The sequence below is a fragment of the Bradyrhizobium sp. AUGA SZCCT0283 genome (assembly GCF_018130385.1).
GTDB lineage: Bacteria > Pseudomonadota > Alphaproteobacteria > Rhizobiales > Xanthobacteraceae > Bradyrhizobium.
Window position 1 is genome coordinate 516,935 of record NZ_JAFCLU010000001.1, and the last position, 12,100, is coordinate 529,034.

Here is a 12,100-nt window from a genome sequence, read left to right on the forward strand (position 1 = left end):
CTTATTTGGAGACCGTCGGGAGTGCATTCGGTGACGACGATAAGCAGCTGGAGGTTGTCGCGCCGTCCCATTCGCACACGCACGGAATTAAAGCCTGCCCTCTTGTTCCCTTAATGTTCTTGACTTGCCCCAAGGTTCCCCGCTACCTTCGATTGCGTCACGAGGGGCAGCATGGTTGCGCGGGTTTCTACCGTAGCCTTTGAGGGGATCGAGGCCCGCGCGGTCGACGTGCAGGTGCAGGTCGCTCCCGGCTTGCCGGCGTTTGCCATTGTCGGTCTCCCGGACAAGGCGGTCTCCGAGGCGCGCGAGCGGGTGCGCTCGGCGCTGATCGCCTCGGGGCTGGCGCTGCCGGCGCGGCGGATCACCGTCAACCTCGCGCCGGCCGATCTGCCGAAGGAAGGCAGCCATTACGATCTGCCGATCGCGCTCGGCCTGATGGCTGCGATCGGCGCGATCCCGCCGGACGCGCTCAACGGCTTTACGGTACTGGGCGAGCTCGGGCTCGATGGCTCGATCGCCCCCGTGGCCGGGGTCTTGCCGGCCGCGATCGGCGCCAATGCGCGCGAGGAAGGTTTGATCTGTCCGGCGGCGTGCGGAACGGAGGCCGCCTGGGCAAGCCCCGATATCCAGATCATCGCGGCAAAGTCGCTGATCCAGATCGCCAACCATTTTAAAGGCACGCAGGTGCTGTCGCGCCCGCAGCCGAAAGTGCACGAGCCGGAGGCGACGCATCTCGACCTGCGCGACATCAAGGGCCAGGAAAGCGCCAAGCGCGCGCTGGAGATCGCCAGGCCGGCGGACATCATTTGCTGATGATCGGCTCGCCCGGCGCGGGCAAATCGATGCTGGCGGCGCGGCTGCCGTCGATCCTGCCGCCGCTGTCGCCATCCGAGCTTCTGGAAGTCTCGATGATCGCCTCCGTCGCCGGCGAGATCCGCGACGGCGCCTTGACGGCACGGCGGCCGTTTCGCGCGCCGCATCATTCCGCCAGCATGGCCGCGCTGACCGGCGGCGGCCTGCGCGCCAAACCCGGCGAGATCTCGCTTTCGCATCAGGGCGTGCTGTTCCTCGACGAATTGCCGGAGTTCGATCCGCGCGTGCTGGATTCGCTGCGCCAGCCGCTGGAGAACGGCGAGGTCTCGGTGTCCCGCGCCAACCACCGCGTCACCTATCCGGCCCGCTTCATGCTGGTCGCGGCGATGAACCCCTGCCGCTGCGGCCACGCCTATGAGCCCGGCTATTCCTGCAAGCGCGCACCGGTCGACCGCTGCACGTCGGATTACCAGATGCGCATCTCCGGCCCCTTGATGGATCGCATCGACCTGCGCATCGAGGTGCCGGCGGTGACCGCCGCCGACCTGATCCTGCCGCCGCCTTCCGAAGGCTCTGCGGAAGTCGCAGCCCGCGTTGCGGCGGCCCGCGACCTCCAGCTCGCGCGCTATGCCGCCGCCGGCATGCCGCATGTCCGCACCAACGCGGAAGCGCCGGCCTCGCTCCTGGAAACGATCGCGCAGCCGGATGCGCAGGGCCAGAAGCTGCTGCGCGACGCTGCCGAAACCATGAAGCTGACCGCGCGCGGCTATCACCGCGTGCTCCGCGTCGCCCGCACGCTCGCCGATCTCGACGGCGCGGAAAAGATCGGCCGGCTGCATCTGGCGGAGGCGCTGTCCTATCGCGTGCTGGCAGAGGATTTGAGAAGGGCGGCGTAATGCGCAACCGCGACAAATCAACTCGACGGGCAAATCACTTCTGATTTTCCGAAATCGTGTCAAGCCCGCAAATCAAAAATATTCTGCTTTCGTTCTCACCCAAATCAGTTGCACAACTCGTCCCGTCTCACGGCAGATGAGGGGCGTTGGCCATCGTCACGAACGCGCGGTGAGATGCGGTGGACGCAAACGGTGCGATAGACGTACGCGCCGGAAGCGTACGGCGAAGTCGTGTGGTTCGGGCGCCGCGGTGCTGGCGCTAAGTTGGCGGGATCTGTCTCGCCAGCGACGGAGGCAAAAGAGCCGTTCTCCGGGAAGAGCACGAAGTAAGCCGTAAGGCCATTGCGCAGGGAAGGCCGGAATGCTCCCGCTGCCCTGTATGCTCGTGTGCATTTTTGTTAGCGCAAATCGCACGCGGGACCGCGGGTGCAGCAAGCACCCGGTCTTCCCTGCGCCCTCTGAATGAGAGGGCAACGAAGACGCAAAGCTCGGGCGATCAGCGCCGCGAGATCGCGAACGTGTATTTGGAGAGAGTCATTGCGTGGCACATCCTTCGAGACGGCGCTTTCGCGCCTCCTCAGGATGAGGTCTGAGACCCTCATGGTGAGGAGCGCGGCAAAGCCGCGCGTCTCGAACTACGAGGCCCCGATGACCCCACTCGCACCAGGGATGCCGAGCCGCACAAAAACAACCCCTGTCAATACGGCGGTAACTAGTTTCCTTTACCCTCTGCCAACCATAAGCCCCCTGTCGCGGGCTTATGGTGAGCGGGTAGCGTGTCATGTTGCGTATGAAGATCCTGGCCTCGGCTGTTCCGCTAGCGATTGCCACCCTGTTCGCGCGCGGCGAGTTTTTGGCCGGGCCTCGGCCCTGCATCGAGATCTCAGGCACCTCCGTCCAAATCGCCGCCCTCTCCTGGCAGGCGCACCGGCACGTCAGTTTCACCAACGATCCCTCCCGCGCGACGGTGCGGGTCCAGATTTCCGACACCGCGGAAGCGGCCGACCTCACCGTGATCGACGACATCGACACAGTCGAAGCCGGCGCCTGCGAAAGCAACTCGCCGCCGCGGCTGGTCGCGATCTCCCGCAATCTCTCGCCCTCCGATCCCGTGATCTATCTTTCGCGGGATGGACCGGCCGACTACCGGATCTTCGTGTCCTCGAAGAGCTTTTCGCTGCTCGATGCCGCAGCCCTGATCGTCGGCGCCCGCGGCGAGCGCCACCGCGTCGAAGCGGCGTTGCTTTAAGGTTTGAGCATGGTCTTTTCGGAAAACCGGTTCCCACTTTGCGCGAACGCGGCGCTCCGGGTCCGGACCATGCTCGGTTAACACTTCATTCACCATGTTCTCATCGCGGGCCTAACGCGCCGAGAGCCTCAAGCACTTTGCAATGTCGGCGACGCATCGTCTGTCCAAGACAGACGGCGACCGCCGGCCTGGTTCAACAGCAATCTCGGGGTCATTGGCGATGGGACGGACCTTCCGGATCAAACTTCGCTTTCGCCGTTTCGGCCGCCGGCATCCCTGGCTGACCTTCGCGTTTCGCTCCTTCATGATCTTCTCGGTCGTGTTCGGCGCCGCCTATGGATTCATCACCGGAAGCAAGACGGAAAATTCCGGCTATGACCCGCACGCCTTTGCGATCGGCGTCGCCTTCCTGTTTGCGATCGCCTGCGTCGCGCTCGCCACTCTCAGCGTCCGGCTCCGCATGATGCGCAAGAAGATGCGCAAGGTGGCTCTGCACAATGAAGCGCTGGCCGACCGGAACTGGGAATTGCAGGAAGCCGAGCAGCGCGCCCGCCGCCTGTTCGAATCGCAGGGCGATCTGATCGTGCTGCGCGACGCCGAGGCCCGCATCACCTATGCCAACGACGCCTATTGCGAACTCGCACAAATGCCGCGCGAGAAGCTGATCGGCACCCGCTTTGCGCTTGAAGTCCTCGAGCAGGGCGACACCGCGCTCGAACCGAACGGCACCCGCGTTCACGACCAGCAGATCTCGGGTCCGCTCGGCCCGCGCTGGATCGCGTGGCGCGAGGGCCTCGTCCGCAACGACGCCGGGGGACCGGCGGAAATGCAAAGCGTCGGCCGCGACGTCACCGATCGCACCGAAAGCGAGCGCGCGCTGGCCGAGGCCCGCGACCAGGCCGATGCGGCAAGCCGCGCCAAGTCGCGCTTCCTCGCGATGGCGAGCCACGAGATCCGCACGCCGCTCAACGGCATCATCGGCATGAGCGGGCTGTTGATGGATACCCCGCTGACGCCGGAACAGGCGACCTATGTCAAGGCGGTGAAGACTTCCGGCGACGCGCTGCTCTCGCTGATCGAGGAACTCCTCGACTATTCCAAGATCGAGGCCGGCAAGATCGATCTCGAACATCGCCCGTTCGCCCTGTCAGGCATGATCGAGGACATCACCGAATTGCTGGCGCCGCGCGCCGAGGCCAAGAAGATCGAGATCGCCGCCTATGTCGACGAGCGGCTGCCGATGCGCGTGATCGGCGACGCGGCGCGGTTGCGGCAGGTGCTGCTCAATCTCGCCGGCAACGCCATCAAGTTCACCTCGGCAGGCGGCGTCGCGCTGATCGTCGAGCCCGGCATCTGGCCCAATGAAGTCAGTTTCCTGGTGCGCGACACCGGCATCGGCATCGCGCCCGAGGCGCGCGAGCGGATCTTCCGCGAGTTCGAGCAGGCGGACGACAAGATCGCCCGCAGCTATGGCGGCACCGGGCTTGGCCTCAGCATCTCCGACCGCATCGTCAAGCGCATGGGCGGCCGCATCACGCTGGAGAGCCAGCCCGGCGCCGGCTCGACCTTCGAAGTGTCGATCCCGCTCACCGCCGCCGACGGCGAACAGACGTCCTTCGCAGCGCCCGATCTCTCCGGCCAGTCGATCATGCTGGTCTCGCCACAAAGCATCGAGGCCTCGCTGACCGCGCGGCGGCTGCAGCGCTGGGGCGGACAGACCTGCATGGTATCGGACGCCGATGTCGCGGAAGCCCTGCTGCCCGAGCGGCCGTGGCATGCCGTGCTGATCGATCACGCGCTGGGGCTGTCCGATATCGAACGGCTCGGCGCAGCCGCGCGCCTGTATGCCACCCAACGTATCGTGATGTTCACGCCGGCGACGCGGCAGGAATTGCAGCCGTCCGGCACATCGGCCCTCACCGGCTATCTGGTCAAGCCGCTGCGCGCGGCTTCGCTCGCGGCCCGCCTGACGACCGCGCCGGAGGTGGCCGCGCCGAGCCTGGAGCCGGCCATCGACACGATCGCGACTCCCGCCGCGCCGACGGCCAAGGGCCTGTCGATCCTGGTGGCCGAGGATAATCAGATCAATGCGCTGTTGATCCGCTCGCTTCTCGGCCGGCTCGGCCATCACGCCGTCATCACCACCAACGGCGCCGAGGCGCTGGAGTCCTGGCTGTCGGCGAAAGCCGCTGGGACCCCCTATGACCTCGTCCTGATGGACATCCAAATGCCGCAGCTCAACGGCATCGAAACCACCAAGCGGATGCGCACTCTCGAGGCCGGCGAGCCGGGCGGCCGGACGCCGATCCTCGCTCTCACCGCCAACACGCTGGTGGAAGACCGCTACGCCTGCTTCGAAGCCGGCATGGACGGATTTTTGATCAAGCCGCTCGACCGCGAAAAACTCGCCGATGCGCTCGCCGGCCTCGTCGCGTCACGGCACATCGCGGCGTGAGGGTGCAACAAAACTCGGGTGGGCAAAGCGCAGCGTGCCCACCATCAAGAGCGAGGTCGCGATGGTGGGCACGGCTACGCCTTTGCCCACCCTACGAAACCGACGTTGATGCTACAGCCGCCGCAGCGCCACCGTCTCGACCAGGTGATCAGCGCGCTTTTTCAGGATCAGCGTCGCGCGCGGCCGGGTCGGCAAAATATTGTCCTCGAGATTGGCGAGGTTGGTGCGTTCCCAGATCGCGATCGCGGTCGCCGTGGCCTCCTCGTCCGACAAGACGGCGTAGCGATGGAAATACGATTTGGGATCGTGGAACGCGGTATCCCTGAGCGCGAGGAAGCGCCGCACATACCATTCGCGCAGCACCGGCTCCTCGGCATCGATATAGACGGAGAAATCGAAGAAGTCGGACACCACGGGCACCGCCTTGCCGTCGCGCGGCAGGCGGCCGGTCTGCAGCACGTTGACGCCCTCGACGATCAGGATGTCCGGGCGGTCGATCTCGATCCACTCGTTCGGCACGATGTCGTAGACCAGATGCGAATAAACCGGCGCGCGCACCGGCCGGCGGCCGGCCTTGATGTCGGAGAGAAACGACAGCAGCATCGGCAGATCGTAGCTCTCGGGAAAGCCCTTCTTCTGCATCAGGCCCTGCCGCTCGAGCACGGCATTGGGAAACAGAAAGCCGTCTGTCGTCACCAGGTCGACCTTGGGCCGCGGCGACCAGCGCGCCAGCAATGCCTGCAGCACGCGCGCGGTGGTCGATTTGCCGACCGCGACCGACCCGGCGACGCCGATGATGTAGGGCACCTTGCGGTCCCGGATGTTAAGAAACTGGCGCTGCGCCTGGTAGAGGCGGTGGGTGGCGTCGACATAGATCGACAGCAGACGCGACAGCGGCAGGTAGATGTCCTCGACCTCCAGCATGTCGAGGCGATCGTGCATCGAACGCAGCCGCTCGAACTCGCCCGGCTCCAGCGTCATCGGCGTGTCGTCGCGCAACCGCGCCCACTGCTCGCGCGTGAAGATGCGGTAGGGATTGTATTGCTGTTCGGTGGTCCGGATATCCATGAACTGCCCCTTCCGCTAGTCGCACTTGCGCGACGCCTTTTCCTCGAGCCCGGACATCGACGTCCGCTGCGCCAGCGCGGCCTCGACCTCGTCGAGCTTGACGCCGCGCGCCTTCAACAGCACCAGCAGGTGAAACAGCAGGTCGGCGCTTTCGGCGATCAGATGGTCCCGATCGTTCTCGACCGCCGCGATCACGGTCTCGACCGCTTCCTCGCCCAGCTTCTTGGCGCAGTGCTCCGCGCCCTTGTCGAGCAATTTGCGGGTGTAGGACGCCTCTCCTCCCGATGCGGCCCGTGCATCGATGGTGGCGGCCAGATCATGGATCGTGAAACGCGACATCAACCGAACTCAACACTCGCGCCCGGCCAAAGGCCGCGGCGCCGTCCCGATCAAGGGCTTAGCACTTTTGTGACAGGGAGTCGTCAGGGATCGAGCCGCATCGGCAGTCCGGCGCGCACCATGTGCTCCTTGGCTTGGCGTATGGTAAATTCGCCGAAGTGGAATATCGAGGCCGCCAGCACGGCGGTGGCGTGGCCCTGGCGGATGCCGTCGACCAGGTGGTCGAGATTGCCGACGCCGCCGGAGGCGATGACCGGTACGGGGACACTGTCGGCGATGGCCTGCGTCAGCGGCAGGTCGAACCCCTGCCTTGTGCCGTCGCGGTCCATCGACGTCAGCAGGATTTCGCCGGCGCCGAGCGATACCACTTCCTGCGCGTATTCGATGGCGTCGATCCCGGTGGAGTTGCGCCCGCCATGGGTAAAAATCTCCCAGCGCTCGCCGCCGCCGGCGCGCTTGACCCGCTTGGCGTCGATCGCGACCACAATGCATTGCTCGCCGAATTTTTCGGCCGCCTGCTTGACGAATTCGCGGTTAGAGACGGCGGCGGAATTGATCGAGACCTTGTCGGCTCCGTACCGCAGCAGCGTCTTGATGTCATCGATGGTGCGGACCCCGCCACCTACCGTCAGCGGCATGAAGCAGGCCTCCGCCGTGCGGCGGACCACGTCGAGCATGGTGCCGCGGTTTTCGTGGGTCGCGGTAATGTCGAGGAAGCACAATTCGTCGGCGCCAGCCGCGTCATATGCAATCGCCGCTTCCACGGGATCGCCGGCATCGCGCAGGTCGACGAAGTTGACGCCCTTGACCACCCTTCCGTCCTTGACGTCGAGACAGGGGATCACGCGAACCTTGAACATCACAATACTCCAGCGCGCGCGTTGCGGATCAGCGTCAGGGCCGCGGCGGGATCGAGCCGGCCGTCATAGAGCGCACGGCCGGCAATGGCGCCGGCGAGCTTTTTGGCGCGCGGCTGCAGCAGCGCCTTGACGTCCTCGATCGAGGCAAAACCGCCGGAAGCGATCACGGGGATAGAGATGCGCTCGGCCAACGCGATCGTCGCATCGAGGTTGAGGCCCTTCAAGAGGCCGTCGCGGGCGATGTCGGTGAAGATGATCGCGGCGACGCCGACATCCTCGAACCGCTCTGCGATCTCGAGCGCAGTCACCTGCGAAGTCTCGGCCCAGCCTTCGACCGCGACCTTGCCGTCGCGGGCGTCGAGCCCGACCGCGACGCGGCCCGGGAATTTTTTCGCGGCGCTCTTTACCAGCTCCGGATCGCGCACCGCGGCGGTGCCGATGATCACGCGCGCGATGCCCTTGTCGAGCCAGGCTTCCACGGTCTTGAGGTCGCGAATGCCACCGCCAAGCTGCACCGGCATGGTGACGGCCTTGAGCATCGCCTCGACGGCGTGCGCATTCATCGGCTTGCCGGCAAAGGCGCCATCGAGATCGACAACGTGCAGATATTCGAACCCCTGCTCGGCGAACGACCGCGCCTGCGTCGCGGGATCGAGGTTGAACACGGTCGCACGCGCCATGTCGCCCTGTTCGAGGCGCACGCACTGGCCGTTTTTCAGGTCAACGGCGGGAAAGAGGATCACGGCTTCCACTTCAAAAAGTTCGAGATCAGGGCCAATCCAAAACGCTGGCTCTTCTCGGGGTGAAACTGCGTTCCGATCGCGGTGTCCTTGCCGACGATCGCCGTCACCGGCCCACCGTAATCGGCGCGCGCCAGCACGTCCGCCTCGCTGGCGGCGTTGAGGTGATAGGAGTGCACGAAATAGGCATGACGGCCCTTCGGCCCGAGCGGCAGCCGCTCCAGCACCGGGTGCTCGCGGATCATGTCGAGCGTGTTCCAGCCCATGTGCGGAATCTTCAGGTTTTCCTCGCGTGGCGAGATCTTCTCGACGTCGCCCGCGATCCAATTGAATCCTTCGGTGACGACGTGCTCCTTGCCGCGGGTCGCCATCAACTGCATGCCGACGCAGATGCCGAAGAACGGCCGCGCCTTGACGCGCACCGCTTCGGTAATCGCTTCTAGCATGCCGTTCACGGAGTCGAGACCCTTGCGGCAATCGGCGAAGGCGCCAACGCCGGGCAGCACGATGCGATCGGCGCGGTACACGGCTTCGGGATCGCGCGTCACTATGATCTTCTGCGGATCTTGCATGCTCCGCGCGGCAAGCTCGAACGCTTTCGCCGCCGAGTGCAGATTGCCGGAGTCGTAATCGACGATCGCAACGGTCATCGCGGCCCTCCCGGTTCCGGAAACAGGCCGATGATCCCACCTTGCGGCAGCGGCGGCGGCGGTTTGGAGAAGGGCTGGCCCGGAATGTGACGCGTCGGCGGCGGCGCGCCGCGATCGACCGCCCATTGGTCGTTGGTCAGGCCACGCTGCCGGGCCGTCCAGCGTTCAAAGAAGCGATGCTCGGCCGCTTCCTCGTCGTCGCCGACCACGATATCGAGCTGGCGCCATTTGCGCCGCGACAGGGTCCAGCGCCACAGGCTGGCCGCCTCGAAACCCATCAGGATGGCGATCAGGACGTCAACGGCGAAGATCGTGCCGCGTCCGGCGCCCAGCGCCGACATCCCGAACTGGATGGCGATCATCAGGACAATCCAGCCGATCAGCGCCAGCCACAGCCGATGCCACAACAGCCAGATCACGCTCGCGACCGCAGCCCAGAAATGGAAGCCGTCACGGACAAAGACGAACTTGTCGGTCGCCGCGAAATCGGCGCCGTTGGCTACGGGAGCATGCACTGTGTAGACCGGCATCGAACCTCTCCGCCGCGAACGAAAAACGCAAACAAGAAATCAACCGCCGAGCTGACCCTTGGTGGAAGGCACTTCGCCGGCCGCGCTCGGATCGATCGCAACTGCGGCACGAAGCGCCCTCGCCAGACCCTTGAAACAGGATTCGGCGATATGATGGCTGTTCTCGCCATATAGGGTCTCGACGTGCAAAGTCACGCCGGCGTTGATGGTGAAGGCGTTGAACCATTCGCGCACCAGCTCGGTGTCGAATGTGCCTACCTTGTCGCGCGGAAAATCGACCTTGAACACCAGCACCGGCCGGCCCGAAATGTCGATCACGACGCGCGACAGCGTCTCGTCCATCGGCATGTGGATCGAGGCGTAGCGGGTGATGCCGGCCATGGTGCCGAGCGCCTGCTTCACGGCCTGCCCGAGCGCGATGCCGACGTCCTCGGTGGTGTGGTGGTGATCGACATGGAGGTCGCCGTCCGCCTTCACCGTGATGTCGATGCGGGAATGCCGGGCCAGCAGATCGAGCATATGGTCGAAAAAGCCGATACCGGTCGAAACCTTGGACACGCCCGTGCCATCGAGGTTCACCGCGACCTCGATGTCGGTTTCCTTGGTCTTGCGCTTGATGGACGCCGTCCGCATGAAACTGCTTCCCTTTGGCCGCTTTGGGGGCCGAAAACGCGGCCCTTTTAACAGGCCGATGTCACCTTCGCTACTGCGGGATGACGCTTTTGGCGGCTGAACTTTGGCCTATGGTGACCGGAATCCCGCGATTGTAACCCTCCCCGTCAGCCCCTAAATCTGACGGGAACGAGGGCAATTCATGCAAGCATCTGAAAACAACCTGCCGATCTGGCACGGCACCACGATTTTGACGGTCCGCAAGGGCGGCAAGGTGGTGATCGGCGGCGACGGCCAGGTCTCGATCGGCCAGACCGTCATCAAGGCCAACGCCAAAAAGGTCCGCAAAATCGGCAAGGGCGACGTGATCGGCGGCTTTGCCGGGGCCACCGCCGACGCCTTTACCCTGTTCGAGCGGCTGGAAAGCAAGCTCGAGCAATATCCGGGGCAGTTGACCCGGGCGGCGGTCGAGCTCGCCAAGGACTGGCGGACCGACCGCTATTTGCGCCGCCTGGAGGCGATGATGATCGTCGCCGACAAGGACGTGTCGCTGGTCCTGACCGGCACCGGCGACGTGCTGGAGCCGGAAGCGGGCGTGATGGCGATCGGCTCCGGCGGCAATTACGCGCTCGCCGCCGCACGCGCCCTGGTCGACACCGACAAGGACGCCGAGACCATCGTGCGCCGCGCGCTCGATATCGCTGCCGACATCTGCGTCTACACCAACCGCAACGTCACGATCGAAACGCTCTGAAGGAGCTGCCGGTCATGGCGCCGGACTATGTCTTCCGCCCGATGACATCGGCAGATCTACCGCTGGTCCGGCGCTGGCTGGCGGAGCCGCATGTCGTGCAATGGTGGGGCGATCCGGCCGAGCAATATGATCTCGTCAGCGGCGATCTCGACGAACCCGCGATGGACCAGTTCATCGTCTCGGCAGGGAGCAGCGATTTCGCCTATCTGCAGTGCTACGACCTGACCGCGTGGAATTCGGGCTTTGGCGAACACCCGCGCGGCACCCGCGGGATCGACCAGTTCATCGGCGAGCCCGACATGATCGAACGCGGGCATGGCTCGGCCTTCATTCGCGCCTTCGTCGACGAGCGCTTAAGGAATGGTGCGCCGCGCATTGTCACCGATCCCGATCCAGCCAACGCCCGGGCCGTTCGTGCCTACCAGAAAGCGGGCTTTGAAAAAGCTGGTATGGTCGATACACCTGATGGCCCCGCTCTATTGATGGTCCGCAACGCATGACCTCGACCAGCAGTCTCGACAAGGCTCCGGCGTTCCGCACGCTTTCGACCTGGCACTGGACGCTGATCGCGGCCGGCATTCTCGCAACGCAGGCCGCCATCCTGTATGCGATGGGCCGCCTGCCGATCTGCGCCTGTGGCTACGTAAAACTCTGGCACGGCGTGGTGCAGAGTTCGGAAAACTCGCAGCACATTGCCGACTGGTACACGCTGTCCCACATCCTGCACGGCATCCTGTTCTATGGCGCGGCCTTCCTCGCCTTCCCTCGCCTCGCCTGGCAAGGCCGCCTGATCCTTGCCATGCTGCTGGAAGGCGGCTGGGAACTGGTCGAAAATTCCGACTGGATCATCAACCGCTATCGCGCCGGCACGATCTCGCTGGATTACTTTGGCGACACCATCGTCAATTCGATTTCCGACACGCTCGCGATGATCGGCGGGTTCCTGTTGGCAAAAAGACTTCCGGTCGCCATCACCGTCGCGCTCGCACTGCTGTTCGAGCTCGCGATGGCGTTCCACATTCGCGACAATCTGACGCTCAACATCATCATGCTGATTCACCCCTTCGACGCGATCAAGCTATGGCAGGGTGGGCCGCCGATCATTTGAGGTGCCCCTCATCCACGACTTGTTCT

At 64.7% G+C, this 12,100-nt stretch carries 12 protein-coding genes and 1 pseudogene; 6 read left to right on the top strand and 7 right to left on the bottom strand.

What is annotated here, in order from left to right:
• Positions 1 to 171 precede the first annotated feature (171 nt).
• The 3 genes and pseudogenes from JQ624_RS38350 to JQ624_RS02475 all read left to right on the top strand — a co-directional run bounded on the left by JQ624_RS38350 (position 172) and on the right by JQ624_RS02475 (position 5,413).
• Positions 172 to 1,709 (top strand): annotated as a pseudogene (locus JQ624_RS38350) (YifB family Mg chelatase-like AAA ATPase).
• A gap of 781 nt (positions 1,710 to 2,490) precedes the next feature.
• Entirely contained in the window at positions 2,491 to 2,958 is a 468-nt protein-coding gene (locus JQ624_RS02470) for a hypothetical protein (RefSeq protein ID WP_212417227.1), read from the top strand.
• Between the two features lie 220 nt (positions 2,959 to 3,178).
• The gene (locus JQ624_RS02475) at positions 3,179 to 5,413 is read left to right on the top strand and encodes an ATP-binding protein (RefSeq protein WP_212417228.1); all 2,235 of its coding nucleotides are present in this window, start codon (positions 3,179 to 3,181) and stop codon (positions 5,411 to 5,413) included.
• 111 nt (positions 5,414 to 5,524) lie between these two features.
• Here the strand turns inward: JQ624_RS02475 and coaA are convergent, their stop codons facing one another.
• The 7 genes from coaA to hisB all read right to left on the bottom strand — a co-directional run bounded on the left by coaA (position 5,525) and on the right by hisB (position 10,233).
• Positions 5,525 to 6,481, bottom strand: a complete 957-nt coding sequence (coaA, locus tag JQ624_RS02480) for a type I pantothenate kinase (RefSeq protein WP_212417229.1) — start codon at positions 6,479 to 6,481, stop codon at positions 5,525 to 5,527.
• A 15-nt stretch (positions 6,482 to 6,496) separates the two neighbouring features.
• Positions 6,497 to 6,820, bottom strand: coding sequence for a phosphoribosyl-ATP diphosphatase (locus JQ624_RS02485; RefSeq protein ID WP_212417230.1), 324 nt, complete (start codon positions 6,818 to 6,820; stop codon positions 6,497 to 6,499).
• Positions 6,821 to 6,903: 83 nt separating this feature from the next.
• Entirely contained in the window at positions 6,904 to 7,680 is a 777-nt protein-coding gene (gene hisF, locus JQ624_RS02490) for an imidazole glycerol phosphate synthase subunit HisF (RefSeq protein ID WP_108520051.1), read from the bottom strand.
• A complete protein-coding gene (hisA, locus tag JQ624_RS02495) occupies positions 7,680 to 8,423 on the bottom strand; it encodes a 1-(5-phosphoribosyl)-5-[(5-phosphoribosylamino)methylideneamino]imidazole-4-carboxamide isomerase (RefSeq protein WP_212417231.1) in 744 nt (247 codons plus the stop codon). Before hisA ends, hisF begins: the two co-directional genes overlap by 1 nt.
• Positions 8,420 to 9,070, bottom strand: coding sequence for an imidazole glycerol phosphate synthase subunit HisH (gene hisH / locus JQ624_RS02500; protein ID WP_212417232.1), 651 nt, complete (start codon positions 9,068 to 9,070; stop codon positions 8,420 to 8,422). Before hisH ends, hisA begins: the two co-directional genes overlap by 4 nt.
• The gene (locus JQ624_RS02505; RefSeq protein WP_212417233.1) at positions 9,067 to 9,600 is read right to left on the bottom strand and encodes a DUF2628 domain-containing protein; all 534 of its coding nucleotides are present in this window, start codon (positions 9,598 to 9,600) and stop codon (positions 9,067 to 9,069) included. Before JQ624_RS02505 ends, hisH begins: the two co-directional genes overlap by 4 nt.
• A gap of 39 nt (positions 9,601 to 9,639) precedes the next feature.
• Positions 9,640 to 10,233: an imidazoleglycerol-phosphate dehydratase HisB gene (gene hisB, locus JQ624_RS02510; RefSeq protein ID WP_212417234.1), complete on the bottom strand. Its 594-nt coding sequence runs from the start codon at positions 10,231 to 10,233 to the stop codon at positions 9,640 to 9,642.
• A 181-nt stretch (positions 10,234 to 10,414) separates the two neighbouring features.
• Between hisB and hslV the strand changes: the two genes are divergently transcribed.
• The 3 genes from hslV to JQ624_RS02525 are packed head-to-tail and all read left to right on the top strand — an operon-like array spanning position 10,415 to position 12,074.
• Positions 10,415 to 10,966, top strand: coding sequence for an ATP-dependent protease subunit HslV (hslV, locus tag JQ624_RS02515; protein ID WP_171578775.1), 552 nt, complete (start codon positions 10,415 to 10,417; stop codon positions 10,964 to 10,966).
• A 14-nt stretch (positions 10,967 to 10,980) separates the two neighbouring features.
• The gene (locus tag JQ624_RS02520; RefSeq protein ID WP_212417235.1) at positions 10,981 to 11,466 is read left to right on the top strand and encodes a GNAT family N-acetyltransferase; all 486 of its coding nucleotides are present in this window, start codon (positions 10,981 to 10,983) and stop codon (positions 11,464 to 11,466) included.
• A complete protein-coding gene (locus JQ624_RS02525) occupies positions 11,463 to 12,074 on the top strand; it encodes a DUF2585 domain-containing protein (protein WP_212417236.1) in 612 nt (203 codons plus the stop codon). Before JQ624_RS02520 ends, JQ624_RS02525 begins: the two co-directional genes overlap by 4 nt.
• Positions 12,075 to 12,100 lie beyond the last annotated feature (26 nt).